A 16,203-nucleotide genomic window follows, 5' to 3' on the forward strand; every position below is an offset into this window, starting at 1 on the left:
GCTTGTTGCCATAATGATCGTAGGGGCGACCTTTATGGTCGCCCGCAACGGTATAGGAATGCGATGTAAGACGGGCGGGGATAAACCCTGTCTGGCATTGGATTGTAATTTTAGACGGGCGCGCTGTAGGTTACCCCAGTCCTTTTAAAATCTCCGCGGTATCAATAGACGGGCGGGTACCGTAGGGGCCGTGGCTTGTCCCGGCCCTTCACCCGCCCCTACCACGAATTATTTTAACCTTTCCAGCTGGCCTTTACGGCGGATCAGGTTTTTGTAATCCCACTGAATATCACGGGCTTTTGCCAGCCAGCGCTGTAAGTCGTCTGTATTCAATTGATTACTGTGGCTATAGCGTTTTTCAGCGGCTTTAAAACTGCCTTCAATTTTAAGTTCAGCTTCATCAAAAGATTGACCGCTCCAAAACAGCAGCCGAATGCCACCTTTGAGTTTGCTGTAGCCAACCACAGGATTACCATCAAGGAACCACACCGGATGTGCATGCCAGATTTTATTTTCAGCTTCAGGCAAAGCCGCATCAATCTGCTCTGCTAACAGCTGGCAAATCAGTTGTTCTTCAGCAACTTGCGCCTGGTTATAGCTTTGAATATCCGGATGCATGATCTCTCCGTTAGTTTGTTTCAGTTGGAGCTGGCAAGGCGCCCATAGACACCAAAACGTCCCGCACTATGGCTTCTCTTTTATAAAGATCCGCCAGTCGATCTGGCGTGTCTATATTTAACGCAAAAAACACTGGCCCTGTTGGCCACTCCACATAGCCTACCCACCAGCCAAAACGTCCTTCCCAGCCGGTTTTTGCTCTTAAGATCCAGTCTTTACCTGCTTCGTTGACCATCATATCTTTCACTAACAACTGATGTTCTTTAGCAAAAGGCAGTTGATTCAGATAGAGTTTTTGTAAAAACGCTATTTGTTCTTCTGCCGAAATAGCCAGCTTGCCATCCACCCAATAGGTGCCTTTGTCCGCCGACGGATTGGCATTGCCATAACCTATTTTTTGCAGATACTCGCCTGCCCGCTTCTCCCCAATCTGTTTGGCAAATATTTCGTAGACCCAGATGGCTGAGGTTCGCATGGCCGAGCGTAAGTTCTGATCCTGATTGTGGCCTGCAAAACTACGCTCCACACCATCCCAACGAAATACTTGAAATTCGTCTTTTAAAGCACCAGCATCCAGCGCCATCAGGCTATGAGGAATTTTAAAAGTAGAAGCAGGAGACATACGCTGTTTGGCACGCTCTGGGTTAAATACCTGCGATGTAGCGGGTTTCACCCGCTCATCCGAAATAACCAGTGTACCTTTGGCGTTAAATTTAGTGAACGTCGCTTGCCAGTCAGCCGTTTTTGTTGGCTCTGCTGCACTACAAAAAGACGCTGACGCTAAACATAAGATTGAAAATGTAACTTTTAGAACAGACACTTAGATTCCTTATAAAAAAGAGGTGAACTCATACCCTGGCCTTTGATGCTGCTGGTCAGAATAAATTCAAAGCTGATCAACCTTTTTTTCATATGCGCATACTCAATAGCAAGCCAGTGGAGTCTGAGCAGCGAAAAGCTCGCCGTTCAGGCTTCAGGGTATCACTTGCTTTCTTTGTACTTAAGTCCGTTGTCCGCATCCTGAGCATCCACCGCATCCAGCACCTCAGAAAGAGATTTTTGTGCATGCAATTGACGAATTTCTTCAGAGCGCGCCAATTCAGCACGAATTTGCGTTTCGTTCAGATGTTCGTATTTGTTGCCCAATATGCTGCGCACAGACTCATCCTGCAGCAGCAGATACCGCATCGCTCTGTAATTGGCTTCGAAATTTAAATGTGTTCCAGCACTATTGGCTTCATGCATGCCTTGCTGATAAACGGAGTATGCGTAATCCCGGAACAAAATCTTACAGCTCTGAACGTCCACAATGTAATACTCCGGACCGCTGTCGTCTTTTTCCCACTCGTCACGAATAGAGCTTTCGCCTGAATTGACAATCTCGCGCCTTTGGCTTTCAAAACGGGACTGGTAAACGCTGAAGTTGTCATGCACAAAATGATTGGCCGGATCAGCAACCAGGGCCGTTGTTTTTAAACAAACTTTTGAGCTTTTGTCGCAGTAGTGGGTTTTCACAATGACCATAGCTGCTTTTTTGTCTGGCGCTGTTTTTTTGCTGTGGTCGCACACATCTTGTTTAGTGTAAAAAGACGCCGACTCATTTTTTATCAGGCGGGTGGGTAAAAGCAGATCGCTGTCCGCTTTAGCGGGCCATAGAGCCGCCAAACTAAAAATGACGACACAAGAGTGTAAGGCTGTTTTCATAAATCTGTTCTCCGTAACTAATTCGTGTGAATCGATGCAGTGATGCGCTTCAGCGCTGATACACAGATATCGCAGCAATTTACATTCCAAAACATAAACCATTGAAATTTAATAATTAGTTGACTACAAACAGGATAAGCAGCTGAAATTTCGTCCGTATTCGGACGCTAATTCCGGATCCGAACGCTTTTCTCAAACTCGCAATGAAGCCCGGAATCCTCTGACGCCATAATAAGACTGAGCGCCATTGTGGTAGATAAATACACGGCCATATCGGTAGTCGCCAAAAATAGCGCCATCCAAAGCGCGAATTTCAGCTGGTGTTGCTAACCAGCTGGAGGTTTTGCTATCGAAAGCGCCAAACTGCTGTAAATAACGGTATTCATCTTCGGTCAGCAGCTCAATACCCATAGCAGCTGCCATATCCAACACGCTGTTGGCTGGTTTATGTTCTTTTCTGGAATCTAAAGCTTCGCGGTCGTAACATAAGCTTCTGCGCCCTTTCGGGCTTTCGGCTGCACAGTCAAAAAAGATAAACTCGCCGCTTTGTTCATCAAGCCCTACTACATCGGGTTCGCCGCCTGTTGCTTCCATTTCATAAAGCGACTTTAGTTTATCCGGACTAACCTCAAGCCTGGCCTGAACCCCGGCCCAATCGAGCCCGGCATGGCGGTTTTTGTGTTTTTCAAAACGTGTTTTTAATAGCCGGATCAGCGCTTCGAATTCTTGAGTATCCATCACTTTGCTCTTTTTTGTTTCTGTTGCTGAGAAATGTCAGGCCGCTGCGCTGACAGAACACTTCATCTGTTTCACCTGTTGTTATTGCTTATGCAAAGTAAAAATCGTAACGCCCTGAGTTGCACCAGCTTTTGTAGACAAAATTTTATAGTAGCCAAGCGATATGCCGTCTTGTTCAAAAGCATAACTTAATGTATGTGGTTTTTTCACAAACACAAGATCTGATACAGCCTCTGACAATCCAATATCAATCAATTCTTCATACATACGAAAGTATTCTGGTTGAACGGCGACAGCGTCAATCACTAAAAAGTCCATCTCTTGTCCTGTATTCATCCATTTTTGTATTCAGTCCAAACTAAGGGGAAAACCACTTCAATTCAACCCCTTTTCTAAAAACCACTGTTCAAAAAAGTAAAAAGGCAGCGATTAGAAAACCGCTGCCTTTGTTTCAGACCCGATTGAAAATGCGGATTTTTACTTTAAATCAAAGCGGTCAGCGTTCATGACTTTGTTCCATGCGGCAACAAAGTCACGGACAAACTTTTGCTTGTTATCCTGCTGAGCATAAACTTCAGCCAAAGCGCGTAACTGAGAGTTAGAGCCAAACACCAGATCAACCCTGGTTGCTGTCCATTTTGCAGCGCCGGTTTTGCGATCTTTGCCTTCAAACAACTCAGCCTCAGGTGAGACCGGAGTCCAGAGGGTATTCATATCCAGCAAATTGACAAAAAAGTCGGTGCTTAGCGTATCAGCCTGTTTGGTGAAGACACCGTGCTGAGTTTTATCCGCATTGATATTTAATACACGCAGACCTCCCAGCAGAGCTGTCATTTGCGGTGCTGTTAAAGTTAACAACTGAGCTTTATCCAGCAATAACTCTTCTGCTTTTACAGAGAATCTGCTCTTTTGATAGTTACGGAAACCATCAGCTGCAGGTTCCATCACAGCAAAAGACTCCACATCAGTTTGCTCTTGTGTCGCATCAGTGCGGCCCGGAGCAAAAGGCACCTCTATAGCTACACCAGCATTTTTAGCCGCTTGCTCTATAGCAGCAGCTCCTGCTAAAACAATCATATCCGCCAGCGACACCTTACGGCTTTCTGACTGGTTATTAAAAGAGGCCTGAATTTGCTCAAACACAGCCAACACTTTGCTTAATTGAGCAGGCTGATTTACAGCCCAGTCTTTTTGTGGAGCCAGACGAATACGGGCACCGTTTGCGCCCCCCCTTTTATCTGAACCACGGAAGGTTGAAGCACTAGCCCATGCCACTGACACCAATTCTGAAATGGATAAACCAGAAGCCAGGATCTGGCTTTTTAACGCAGCTATATCTTGTGCGTTCATCAGCTCGTTTGTCACTACAGGCACAGGGTCTTGCCATATCAATTCTTCGGATGGCACTTCAGGGCCTAAATAACGCGCTAAAGGCCCCATATCGCGGTGAGTCAGCTTAAACCAGGCCCTGGCGAACACATCAGCAAATTCTTGCGGATTCTGATGGAAACGGCGTGAAATTGGCTCGTAAATCGGGTCCATTTTCAAAGCTAAATCAGCTGTTGTCATCATTGGCGCATGACGTATGGTTGGGTCATGAGCATCAGGCACAGCTGTTGCGGCAGACTCATCCGTTGGGATCCATTGATGAGCGCCAGCCGGACTTTTAACCAGTTTCCAGTCGTAACCAAATAAGGTGTCGAAATAGCTGGTATCCCACTGGGTAGGCGTTGGAGTCCAGGCCCCTTCAATACCGCTGGTAATGGTATGCACACCTTTACCTGTACCAAAGGCGTTTTTCCAGCCTAAGCCCATCTCCTCCAGGGCCGCAGCTTCAGGTTCAGCCCCAACTAAAGAGGCATCACCGGCACCATGGCATTTACCAAAAGTATGACCACCTGCCACTAAGGCTACTGTTTCTTCATCATTCATGGCCATACGGGCAAAAGTTTCACGAATATCACGGCCTGAAGCCACTGGATCAGGGTTGCCATTCGGACCTTCAGGATTGACATAAATCAACCCCATTTGCACTGCGGCTAATGGGTTTTCCAGTTCACGGTCACCCTCATAACGTTTATCGCCCAGCCATTCGGTTTCCACACCCCAGTAAATATCTTCTTCCGGAGCCCAGATATCTTCGCGGCCACCGGCAAAACCAAAGGTTTTAAAGCCCATAGATTCCAGCGCACAGTTACCAGCCAAAATCATTAGATCGGCCCAGGACAACTGATTACCGTACTTTTGTTTGATTGGCCATAATAAGCGGCGGGCTTTATCCAGATTGCCGTTGTCCGGCCAGCTGTTTAAAGGTGCAAAACGTTGTGAACCTGAGGATGCGCCGCCTCTGCCATCTGATGTGCGGTACGTGCCAGCGCTGTGCCAGGCCATACGAATAAACAACGGACCATAATGACCATAATCGGCAGGCCACCAGTCCTGTGAGTCTGTCATCAGCGCATATAAATCTTGTTTCACAGCGGCCAGATCCAGATTTTTAAAGGCTTGTGCGTAATTAAACGGCTGATCCATTGGATCGGATAACGAAGAGTGTTGATGTAAAATACTTAAATTCAGTTGGTTCGGCCACCAGTCGCGGTTTGAAGTACCACCGGCTGCTGACTTGGTTAAAGCACCGTGCATCACAGGGCATTTACCTGCGCTGTTTTCGTTGTTTCCCATCTTTTTCTCCACTTGTTGCTGTTATAAATGGAATAAATCCATCAAAAGGCGATAACTCTGCAACTGGAACCTGCACATCCACGCGGGTTATCGATAACGACCAGATTGTTTTGATCCAAAACACCGGACCAGGCTAGTACTGAAAATGAGTGACATCAGCTGAACTCAGCCACTCTTAAGCTTTATGCCTGACATCAGTTTACCTGTCCCAGACCTGAGGCATAATGAAAAAATTCAATGTCTTCAATCACATTTTTAGATGTGACAACCTATGGGCACAAAACAGAGACCTCATAAAAATAGCCTAAGAGTTACAGATGACAACTAAATGAAGGCGGAAATGGCGGGAAGATCGTTCATAAAACAAACCAGTAGCGTGTTTTTATAGAGGTAAAAAAAACGCGCTTAGCAGCAATCTAAGCGCGTTAAAGGGGTTACGTTTTTTACAACCACAAGCTCAGCAAAACCTGTGGCAAGTCTTCAGCACCATTATTTGGTGTATACAGCTCCACTCAAACTTAAAGCGCGGCCAATCTGAGTTAAAAACTGATTGATGCGACGCACCAACAGCAGAGAAGATACGCTGCGCTCTGTAGTGCTAACGTTGGATTTTTCTACTGTGGTATTGATACTGTTCATAGCCAACCTCGTTAAGTCTGAGAAAGTGTTTTTCCGAAAACGTGGTTATTATGCTGTAAATTTAATCAGGCGACGAACGAGATAAATTAAGTTTTGACATTAGTTTTTTTAATGAAAATAAATTCATTCCCGTTAGCTTTATTCAGCCAGCTTTCATAATTGCTATTCATTGAAATAAACTAAAACCAATAAAAATGCTGTAAAACCAGTTAACTATGCAAAATATATCTTCTAACCCCAATAAAAAAGGCACAACCAGTTTATAGTTATGCCCTTTTTCGACCTGGCTTATAAATTAGCTGTTCTAATAAAAAATAAAGGTACAAGCAAATGCAGAGGTTAAAGCTCTGCTGCTAAATTAAGCAGCCATGTCATCTGCAACTTCTGTCACCTCTGTCACATCTTCAGGCACAGCGGCGGCTGTAGGGCTTTGTGCAGCCCCCTGCTCTTTTGCCTTGTCTTTCACTTGTTCTTTGTCAGTAACCTGAGTTTTATTGTGTTTGGTTTTCTGATTCAAGGTCTGGATCACCAGCTCTTTTTGCTGAGCTAAATACAGCGCCAGATCTTCGCGTTGTTGCTCATCAGGGATCAGTTCACTTTGACCCAGCATTAAAAACAGTTCGTCAGCAATATCCAGCATACGGTCATAGGCGTCTGCTTCAGGCTTTGAACTAAAGGTCATTTTTTCTACTCCAGCGCGCTCAACAATGTATTTAATAATAACGGCCATAAATCCTCCTGCTTTTGATACTGAACATTTATACAGCAACCACTGTTTATTTGTCCAGTTGTATTTGTAAAAAATACGCATCGCCTCTTTTCTGCTTTTGCCGTAGCATTAAAGTCATCATTTCAGAAGGATTTTGTATGCAGCATCTATGGGCCGAACGCCGTCTTGCCGAACTTAGTCAAAGACCAAACGATCACCGTACGCCATGGCAAAGAGACAGAGCCAGAATTCTGCATTCGGCAGCTTTTCGCCGTCTGCAGGCCAAAACTCAGATTATGGGCATAGGCCAGAATGACTTCTACCGAACCCGCCTGACCCACTCTTTAGAGGCTGCACAAATAGGCACGGCTTTAGTAGCGCAATTAAATTACCAGCAAGAAGATCCGGCATTAAGAGCTTTACTGGCACAGGACAGTCTGATGGAGGCCTTGTGTCTGGCCCACGATTTAGGCCATCCCCCTTTTGGTCATGGTGGTGAAAAAGCGTTAAATGCCTGTATGCAGCATTTTGGTGGCTTTGAAGGCAACGGTCAGACCTTGCGTATCGTAGGAAAACTGGAACCCTACACCGCCAGTGGTGGTATGAATTTAAGCCGCCGCACTTTATTGGGTTTGTTAAAGTATCCGATAGTACAACCCACTCCGGGGGAGTTCAGCAAAGGTATAACAGTCAAACCCTGCAAAGCTATTTATGCGGATGACAGCGACTTACTCGACTGGATCTTAAACCCGTTGTCAGCAGCAGATCGCAGCGTTTTTCAAGCTACTGAAACTCTGGCTAAAGCACCTTTTTTAAAATCGCTGCATAAATCGCTCGATGCCTCCATTATGGAACTGGCCGATGATATCGCCTACGGTGTACACGACTTAGAAGATGCAATAGTCACAGGCACTGTCACTATTGAACACTGGCGCCGTTTGGCTGAACCAGAAATGGCGAAGTTACCAACAGAGATTGCCAGCGCTTTAAAACATATCAGCCACAAATTATTTATGCCCGAACATCATATTCGTAAGGATGCTATTGGTGCATTGGTGAATTTGTTGATCACCAGTATAGAGTTGTATCAGTCGCTGCCGGACACCCGGGATCTGTTGATCCGCTACAATGCCCGCTTGCCAGAGCCGCAGCAGCAGTTGCTGCAACTGTTCAAAAGTTTTGTTTACGAAGCCGTAATTTTGTCGTCCGATGTGCAACGAGGCGAATACAAAGGCCAGCAAATTGTACGTTCATTGTTTGAAGCCTTTAGTTCAGAAGCAGAGCGGTTGTTACCGGCTAACACCAAAAACCGCTGGCTTATGGCGGATAACGAACAGAGCAAGATGCGGGTTATTTGTGATTATGTGTCCGGTATGACAGATGAATATGCTTTGCGTATGCATCAACAACTATTTGCCGCAACTTTGTAAGTTCTATAGGTAAAAACAAAGGAAAAAATTCGGGTGACAGTGTCAACATTAAGAGTACTGGCGGGAGCCACTGCCTTTGAGCATTTGCAACAACATGGCTTACGTCAGCAGGATATTCATTTAGTTTTGGGAGCCAGTGGTGGCCCTAAGTGGTTTTGTTTATTTGGTTTAGATCAGTATCTGTTTGGCGAGTTTTTTAAAGAAAGAAGCACACCTTTATCATTAGTGGGCAGTTCTGCCGGGGCCTGGCGTTTTGCTTGTGTCACGCAGCAAAACCCTGCTGCGGCCTCCGAACGTTTTGCCAAAGCCTACAGCAGTTTGTGTTTTCCGCCTAAGGCCAGTATAGATCAAATTACCTCCACTTCAGCTGCTGTATTGGATCAGGTATTCCCTACAGATGACTGCATTCTGCAAGTGTTGAATCACCCTGTGCTGCAACTGAATTTTATAACAGCCCGTGAAGTGAAGATCCGAAAGTCGCAGCATAAGGCCGCACAAATCCGCCGTTTGCTGTTTGCCGCTGGCGCTAATTTGCTAAAACCTGCTTTATTGCAACGCTTCTATAAAAGAGTGGTGATGCAAAACCACTCTGATACCAGCTTGCTGCAACAGGTACCTCACGAAGCTTATCAGCTGACACCTGATAATTTTAAAGCCAGTTTATTGGCTTCAGGTTCTATTCCTATGGTGATGCACCCGGTGAAAGATCCGGCTGGTTTACCCACAGGTCTGTATATGGACGGTGGCTTGCTGGATTACCACCTTTCCTTGCCTTATCAACAGGATGGATTAATTTTATATCCACACTTTTATCCGTACCTGATCCCAGGCTGGTTTGATAAATCTTTGCCGTGGCGCCGCGCTAAAGCAGCGCAGATGGATAAGATGATCCTGATTTGCCCGTCGGAACACTGGGTGAAGTCTTTGCCTTATGGCAAAATCCCGGACCGTAAAGATTTCGACAAATTAACAGATGCACAGCGCCTGGATTATTGGGCCACAGTGCTGGAACGTTCAAAAGAGCTGGCGGACGATCTTAAATCAGGTAACTATTTGCTGGAAAAAATTTAATGATGAGACAGCTTAGCCCCCCCTTTTGACTTAAAGTACTTTTACAGTCGTTTGATTTCTCGTTGATCGGCAGCTAACCATTGCATTTGGTCATTCAGGTACAGTAAGTCAGCCTGATAGCCTGCAATGGTTTGAGCTAACAAGCGGATATCCATTTTCTGTCCATCGCTAAAACTCAAAGTAAGCACAGATTGCTGGTTCTGATCCAGACGAACTCTCCAGACAAAAGTTTCTGCAGAAGTACGGCTGTAGCCTTCGCCATTTTGTTGCAACACCAGTTCTTGTGGTTGCAGCTGTTCAGCAAAAAATTCGTCGTTGGCTTTGTATAAAGGCAGCGACCAGACGCCCGCCAGGTCTCGTTCAGAAACCTCCAGACTTTCAGAATTTAATGCTTTACCCCACATATAATCATAGGTTTCAATTTCCTGTGGCAAAGACTCCATCAACTCGCCTTTTAGCCAAACAGGCTGCACCTGATAGCCAATACGGATTTGACGCCAGTACAAACCCTGGCCAGCGCTTTGACTGAGCCGGATTAAACGTTCTGCCAACAGGTTCAACTTAACATTCAGCCGAGTGATACCCGCCTGTTGTAACCAAATCAGTTGTTCTGGATCCAGACCCAGCTCATGCCTTTCGACATCCAGCCAATACAGAGGCGCATCGTCCACATTCACCTGAGACACTAAAACACCTGTCAATACAGACCATAAACCTTCAAAGGATGATGTTTTGTCCGCTACCCGTGTTTTGTTCTCTGGCAGAAATTGATAGAAACGATTGCCGCCAGGTATATATTCTTCAGTGTCCAATTCCGTTAAACGTAAGCCTGCACTCAGCTCTGCTTCCGTGAAATCAACTCTGTGGATAGTATTAAGAGGCAAATCTTCTGACAGCTGGAACAACAAATCATGCTGTGTTTGCAGCAAGGCATTTTTGAAGCCGACGTAAGTATTAGGTTGCATAATAGTGCTGAATACAGACAACATACCTGCAGGCAAAGCCACCTGATCCTGCTCTGCAAAAGCGGCAATAAGGATGGAGGCTTCAGCAACCTCAGCTGCAACCATCCTGGGTTCTGCATGCAATAAATCATCGATGCTATAAGGTAAAACACCCTGATTTGCTCTGGCTGTCATTGCAACCACAGCGGTGCTGTAGGGTGTCAGGTTAGTCACCAGTGTTGGGTCCTGCGTCAGAACTGAAGGCACTGTAGCAAACAATTCCATACCTGGTTTTGCCGCTGATTCGGCTTTTATTATGACAAAATCCGACTCTGCATCATCGTCCAGTTTCAAAGTCAGGCTATATCCAGAACTTGCATCAGCGACGGTGTGGAAAATTTCATTATTCACGACCGCGAGCACTCTGGCACCTGCCATATTTTTTGCAGATAAGTAGCCACTGACATGCACTTGTTGCCATAGAGGATCGATCTGCACATCCTTTTCAAGCACTGATACCTCACCATCGTCATCAGTTACATTGATACGTAGTCTGGCAACTTCAGTGGTAGTAACAGCTGGAACCTGAATTTTAACCTGCGGTTTATTAGTGTCCGTTAGTTGCATCACAGGGCCAGATAATTGCTGCCACTGAACGCTTTGCACAACGCCATCAGGATCCGCCACATTCACCTGCAGCTGCGCCTCAGATTTCTCCGTCAACGCCGGCAAAGTTGTCGCAGTAATAGTAGGTAGCTTATTGTTTTTCAGCGACACGGTCAGTTCGTCAGACACAGACTGACCTGCGCTGTCGGTGAGGGTTAGCCTAAGCACTGCTGTTGTATCTTCGTTGATAGTCGGCGCTTTAATAGTCAGGCTCTGCTCAGTGCTATTGCTCAGTTGTAGTGCAAGGCCAGAGACCTGACTCCATTTGAGCTGATAACCAGCATTGTCGTCAGACACGCGTGTAACACCGCACTACGGCCTTCTTTCAGACTGATATCTGCGCCCGCCTGAACTGTAGGGGCTGCATCAGTTCCAGATCCACCGCAGGCGGCTAAAGCCAGCGCAGCACTCAGGTAACCCATGGCAAAAACCAATTTTTTTCGTAACATATCAGCGCTATCCTTTGTTCAGCTGTCGAGTAATAGCTCGAATACTAATGTGAGCACTGCGGACAAACTGTAATCACTTGAGCAAAACTGTAACTCTGTGCTCAGTGGCGTGCTATTTGGGGTGAGTGGTGAAATTTTTTCACTATAAATTGCTTTGAATTTCGCTTTATGCAGCAAAAACTAAAAGAGCTGGCAGCCATTTTAAAATCCGGCAATGATATGCAGGAAAAATTCAAATACGGTGGCTGGACAATGGACAAACTCAGAGCGCTGAATGTGTACAAAAGAGTGGTGGAACTTGGAAGTTTTAAAGCTGCAGCAGAGGATCTGAACTTATCGAAAGCAGCCATCAGCAAAAATATTCATGAGTTGGAAGACTATCTGCAAAGTCCACTGATCAACAGAACCACCCGAAAATTACATGTTACGGAGCAAGGACAACTGTACTACCAACAGGTTTGTCATGTGCTGGATAGCCTTAAACTTGCTGATTTATCTGTGATGGAGGCAACACAATCTTTGCGGGGTTCGTTGAAAATCAGTGTGCCTATGTCGCTTGGTATTGTCGAAATCAATCCAATGGTCTGTGCCTTTATGGCACAACATCCTGGGCTGTCCATCGAACTGGTGATGAATGATCATTACATAGATTTGGTTGAGCAAGGGGTAGATATTGCAATACGCGGTGGTGCTGTATTAGCTGACTCCAGCTTTCGATGTCGTAAACTCACTGAGTTAAAGCGTGTACTTTGTGCATCCCCAGAGTATCTGAAACGATCAGGGCCACTGCTTAGCCCGGACGATTTGAGTGCACATAACTGCCTTATTTACAGTTTTTCTTCTTCAGCCAGACGATGGAGTTTTAAAAAGCAGGGGCAACTTAGCGAGATCGAACTTCCATTTGGTCACTATGTGGTCAATAACAGTCTTGCACTGGCACAAACGGTGAAGCTTGGATTAGGTATAGCTTTATTGCCCGAATACTTCGTAAAGCAGGAACTGGCAAAGGGCGAACTGCTGGAAGTATTGCCTGAGTGGAAAGCAGAAGATCATACTTTGTATTTGATTTACCCCTACCACAAAGAGCAGTCACAAAAAATCAGGACCTTTATCGACTTTATGGTGCAGCATTTTAGCCCAGACGGAGCTGCCAACAGTCTTACAAGTTAGTTTACTATTAGTAGACAATCCATTCACTAGGCTGCCATTTATTTACTAGTCGGCAGTTTCTATACTTGATTCGGACAACATAAGGTCAAATCCTTTTCTGAATTGGGAGATTTACTGGTGAATTTTTGGCAAAACATTATTGCTACAAGCTTAATTTCCGTACTGCCGCTGGCACACTGCCTGGCGGCTGATCCAACAGCAAGCGCTGGGCAATTAACACTGTCTTACAGTGATGGCCGGCCTGCAACTCACGGCGTTGTCCAAGTGAACAACGTACTGAAGTCTGTTGGTGTCAGGGTTAACACTGTCGCTATACCCGCTCAGGCGAAACCTGTTATAGAACAGGCAAAAACACGGGCTTTAACTCAAGAAGAAAACGAAAAGCTTATTTCTTTATTTTCTTTGCACCGTGGTGACTTGTTAGAACAAATTGAGCTGGCAGGCCGCGAGCCTGCGGCGCACAGAGGAGGTTTTTTATCGACCTCTGAAAAAGGTGTAGCACCCTACCCCAAAGTTTATGATATGAAAGCTATGACACCTGATGTGATGCATTACCTGCAAGCAAAATTTGGTAAATTGCATGTCAATAGTGCAGAGAATGGTATTGGTATTGATGAAGTGATGACTATTGTGTCAGGTGGTACCTGGACTTGGTTTTTTGTCTTACCTGACAATCTGGTAGCAAAATTGACTTTAGGTTATGTCCCGTCCGATGGTGAGGCATGGCGTATTAGTTACCCTGGCCTGGTCCCTCATGGCGGTTTTCTGGATGCTCCTTATGGTTTAGTAGTGGCATACGCTCACGGTCCGGAACATTTTGTCATGCGTTATGAAGAACCAAGCGTTCAAGGCTCTGAAACTCTGGGTACTAACCCATGGATTGATTTCAGCAAAACAGTACCAACGTTATTAAATACCGTTAAATTATAAGTTTATTGACGTCAAAGCCCGGCAAAGAAGTCCGGGCTTTATAATATGACAGGGCAATTTTTTAATTATAAAACAACAGCGTTTAATGCATAACTAAGTGCTAAAAGCGACAAGTCATATAACAGGCTTGTTCTGGCAAATAGCTATTCAGTACCGACTGTTGTTCCGCAGATAGATAGGTAACTTTTTCAAACCCCTGCTTTGCCCAATACCCTTCAGCGCCCTGCACTGCCACTAAAGCCATAGCTTGTAGCTCCATGTTTTTTGCTGCAGATTTGGCATAGTCTAATAACTTAGGCGCTAACGACTGTCCTCGAAAATCACTGGAAATCGCCATATCGTGCAGATATAAGCAGTTGGTATGCAGATACAGAGGAAAAGGGGCAGCTAAAGGCGTGATATTGCCTAGCACAGAGGGATAGGCCAATAAGTAGCCTGCCATTTGCTGATCCTTAAAATAGCCCCAGCAAGTGAGAGAAAATGCTGAAATTCGATCAGTCATTACAGCCGCAGATTCAACCAGTTCTTCACTGTAACAATTTTGTTGCACCAGCATCAGTTGCGGCACATCAGCAGCGGACAAAGTAGATACTGACATTACAAACACCGTTAAAAAAATCAGCGGCAAAGCTTACAAGCAATTAAAAACAAAAACCACCAGCTCTGGTTGAGACAAATGGTTTTTTTAACACACTAGGCGTAAACGTTATTTCAGCTGTTTAATTCAGGCTTTTTAACAGCGTTTGATCTAAACCGTCAGCAGACAATAACTTCACTATGGCCTTGCAGTGATCCAGTGTGAAATCACCTTCGCTGATTTGCATATTTAATGCTTCACGACGTTTTTGCACTACATCAGACAAAATTTTATTGTCAGCGTCAGCGCCTTTTAATTTCTGTTCTAACTTAGTCAGCCATGGATACAGCTGCTTTTCAGCATCATAAGCCTGCTGCCGCACTTCAGGATGATAGTCCTGACAGGCGTTAATGTTTAATAAATAGAAATTCAGATAACCGGCAACGGTCAGATACTGGTAGTCCACTGTTTGAGCTTTTACTGCAGAACTTAAACATAAGGCGGCAAACAGGCTGTAACCTAACTTCTTCATCTAAGACTCCCCAAAAAATCGTAAATTCGATACCCAATCTACAGAGAATAACCTGCCTTTTCAACATAGCAGGTTATTTATACTGGAATAATAAGCTGTAAATTATGCAACGCAGTTACAACTTATCATTTTTACCATTTTATTCAGCTTAAAATGTACCTGCAGGCACCCGCACCCAGCCTTCCATTACTACCCGTGCACTTCTGCTCATAATGGCTTTAGTGACTTTCCATTCGCCTGCCGTTAACGCCGCTTCAGCGCCTACTCTTAAGGTGCCGGACGGATGACCAAAACGCACTGCTTTGCGTTTTACGCCACCAGCAGCCAGATTGACTAAAGTGCCTGGAATAGCTGCTGCTGTGCCAATAGCCACAGCAGCAGTGCCCATCATGGCGTGGTGCAATTTGCCCATAGATAAAGCACGTACTACTAAATCCATATCTGCTGTAGTCACAGCTTTACCACTGGACGATATATAGTCTGTAGCTGGCGCAACAAAAGCTACCTTAGGCGTATGCTGACGGGTTTTGGCTTCGTCTATATGAGCAATTAAACCCATTTTTACTGCACCATAAGCACGAATAGTTTCAAACATGGCCAAAGCTTTGGCATCGCCATTGATGGCATCCTGCAGCTCTGTGCCTGTATAGCCAATATCTTTGGCGTTAACAAAAATAGTAGGAATACCAGCATTAATCAGAGTGGCTTTAAAAGTTCCAACGCCTGGCACCTCCAAATCATCGACTAAGTTACCAGTTGGGAACATGGAACCACCGCCCTCGCCGTCTTCATCAGCGGCCGGGTCAATAAATTCCAGTTGCACTTCAGCGGCCGGGAAAGTCACACCATCCAATTCAAAGTCACCACTTTCCTGCACTTCGCCATTGATCATCGGCACATGAGCAATAATGGTTTTACCAATATTGGCCTGCCAAATCCGCACTGTGGCTTTGCCGTTTTGTGGGATACGGCTCGCATCAACCAAACCTGTGCTGATAGCAAAGGAGCCTACAGCTGCAGATAAATTGCCGCAGTTGCCACTCCAGTCGACAAAAGCTTTGTCGATGGAAACCTGACCAAACAGGTAGTCAACATCGTGATCGCTTTTTGTGCTTTTGGCTAAAATCACAGTTTTGCTGGTACTGGAGGTAGCACCGCCCATACCATCAATTTGTTTGCCGTAAGGGTCAGGGCTGCCAATGACACGCAGCAATAACGCATCACGCGCTGCTCCTGCTGTTTGTGCTGCTTCCGGCAAATCCTGCAAACGGAAAAACACACCTTTACTGGTGCCACCCCGAATGTACGTGGCCGGTATTTTTAGTTGTGGTAAATAGCTCATAG

At 45.4% G+C, this 16,203-nt stretch carries 17 protein-coding genes; 4 read left to right on the forward strand and 13 right to left on the reverse strand.

The features are described from left to right. Window positions 1-228 precede the first annotated feature (228 nt). From J2W69_RS14525 to J2W69_RS14560, 8 genes are all read right to left on the reverse strand, one after another. Window positions 229-618, reverse strand: coding sequence for a DUF1801 domain-containing protein (locus J2W69_RS14525; RefSeq protein WP_310279780.1), 390 nt, complete (start codon window positions 616-618; stop codon window positions 229-231). A gap of 10 nt (window positions 619-628) precedes the next feature. Then, window positions 629-1,438 (reverse strand): class D beta-lactamase, encoded by an 810-nt coding sequence (blaOXA, locus tag J2W69_RS14530; RefSeq protein ID WP_310279782.1) that lies wholly within the window; start codon window positions 1,436-1,438, stop codon window positions 629-631. Window positions 1,439-1,599: 161 nt separating this feature from the next. After that, complete coding sequence (locus J2W69_RS14535; RefSeq protein WP_310279784.1) at window positions 1,600-2,322, reverse strand: hypothetical protein; 723 nt, start codon at window positions 2,320-2,322, stop codon at window positions 1,600-1,602. A 192-nt stretch (window positions 2,323-2,514) separates the two neighbouring features. Beyond that, a complete protein-coding gene (locus J2W69_RS14540) occupies window positions 2,515-3,060 on the reverse strand; it encodes a DUF4256 domain-containing protein (RefSeq protein ID WP_310279786.1) in 546 nt (181 codons plus the stop codon). 81 nt (window positions 3,061-3,141) lie between these two features. Then, on the reverse strand, window positions 3,142-3,378 hold the full coding sequence (locus J2W69_RS14545) for a hypothetical protein (protein ID WP_310279788.1): 237 nt from the start codon (window positions 3,376-3,378) through the stop codon (window positions 3,142-3,144). 159 nt (window positions 3,379-3,537) lie between these two features. Next, complete coding sequence (gene katG, locus J2W69_RS14550; RefSeq protein WP_310279791.1) at window positions 3,538-5,742, reverse strand: catalase/peroxidase HPI; 2,205 nt, start codon at window positions 5,740-5,742, stop codon at window positions 3,538-3,540. A gap of 489 nt (window positions 5,743-6,231) precedes the next feature. Continuing rightward, window positions 6,232-6,381: a hypothetical protein gene (locus tag J2W69_RS14555; protein WP_186435240.1), complete on the reverse strand. Its 150-nt coding sequence runs from the start codon at window positions 6,379-6,381 to the stop codon at window positions 6,232-6,234. A gap of 358 nt (window positions 6,382-6,739) precedes the next feature. Continuing rightward, on the reverse strand, window positions 6,740-7,111 hold the full coding sequence (locus J2W69_RS14560; protein ID WP_310279796.1) for a YebG family protein: 372 nt from the start codon (window positions 7,109-7,111) through the stop codon (window positions 6,740-6,742). 137 nt (window positions 7,112-7,248) lie between these two features. Between J2W69_RS14560 and J2W69_RS14565 the strand changes: the two genes are divergently transcribed. Continuing rightward, a complete protein-coding gene (locus J2W69_RS14565; RefSeq protein WP_310279799.1) occupies window positions 7,249-8,520 on the forward strand; it encodes an anti-phage deoxyguanosine triphosphatase in 1,272 nt (423 codons plus the stop codon). Between the two features lie 33 nt (window positions 8,521-8,553). Next, entirely contained in the window at window positions 8,554-9,591 is a 1,038-nt protein-coding gene (locus tag J2W69_RS14570; RefSeq protein ID WP_310279801.1) for a patatin-like phospholipase domain-containing protein, read from the forward strand. A gap of 41 nt (window positions 9,592-9,632) precedes the next feature. Here J2W69_RS14570 and J2W69_RS14575 read toward each other — a convergent pair whose 3' ends face one another. Both J2W69_RS14575 and J2W69_RS14580 read right to left on the reverse strand, forming a co-directional pair. Beyond that, window positions 9,633-11,498 carry a hypothetical protein gene (locus tag J2W69_RS14575; RefSeq protein WP_310279803.1) on the reverse strand — a complete coding sequence of 622 codons (1,866 nt, stop codon included), beginning with the start codon at window positions 11,496-11,498 and terminating at the stop codon, window positions 9,633-9,635. Then, the gene (locus J2W69_RS14580) at window positions 11,432-11,650 is read right to left on the reverse strand and encodes a hypothetical protein (RefSeq protein WP_310279805.1); all 219 of its coding nucleotides are present in this window, start codon (window positions 11,648-11,650) and stop codon (window positions 11,432-11,434) included. The genes J2W69_RS14575 and J2W69_RS14580 overlap by 67 nt, the downstream gene beginning before the upstream one ends. Window positions 11,651-11,818: 168 nt before the next feature. Here J2W69_RS14580 and J2W69_RS14585 point away from each other — a divergent pair, with 168 nt between their 5' ends. Together J2W69_RS14585 and J2W69_RS14590 are read left to right on the forward strand one after the other, a co-directional pair. After that, window positions 11,819-12,820 (forward strand): LysR family transcriptional regulator, encoded by a 1,002-nt coding sequence (locus J2W69_RS14585; RefSeq protein ID WP_310279807.1) that lies wholly within the window; start codon window positions 11,819-11,821, stop codon window positions 12,818-12,820. Window positions 12,821-12,937: 117 nt separating this feature from the next. Next, window positions 12,938-13,750, forward strand: coding sequence for a hypothetical protein (locus J2W69_RS14590; RefSeq protein WP_310279808.1), 813 nt, complete (start codon window positions 12,938-12,940; stop codon window positions 13,748-13,750). A 100-nt stretch (window positions 13,751-13,850) separates the two neighbouring features. On the opposite strand, the gene J2W69_RS14595 is transcribed toward J2W69_RS14590, so the two are convergent. The 3 genes from J2W69_RS14595 to prpF form a co-directional block, all read right to left on the reverse strand. Then, window positions 13,851-14,348 (reverse strand): GNAT family N-acetyltransferase, encoded by a 498-nt coding sequence (locus J2W69_RS14595; RefSeq protein WP_310279811.1) that lies wholly within the window; start codon window positions 14,346-14,348, stop codon window positions 13,851-13,853. A 121-nt stretch (window positions 14,349-14,469) separates the two neighbouring features. Next, window positions 14,470-14,859 carry a hypothetical protein gene (locus J2W69_RS14600; RefSeq protein ID WP_310279813.1) on the reverse strand — a complete coding sequence of 130 codons (390 nt, stop codon included), beginning with the start codon at window positions 14,857-14,859 and terminating at the stop codon, window positions 14,470-14,472. Between the two features lie 148 nt (window positions 14,860-15,007). After that, complete coding sequence (prpF, locus tag J2W69_RS14605; protein WP_310279815.1) at window positions 15,008-16,201, reverse strand: 2-methylaconitate cis-trans isomerase PrpF; 1,194 nt, start codon at window positions 16,199-16,201, stop codon at window positions 15,008-15,010. Window positions 16,202-16,203 lie beyond the last annotated feature (2 nt).

Source organism: Rheinheimera soli (assembly GCF_031457405.1).
In the GTDB taxonomy this organism is placed as follows: Bacteria; Pseudomonadota; Gammaproteobacteria; order Enterobacterales; family Alteromonadaceae; genus Pararheinheimera; species Pararheinheimera soli_A.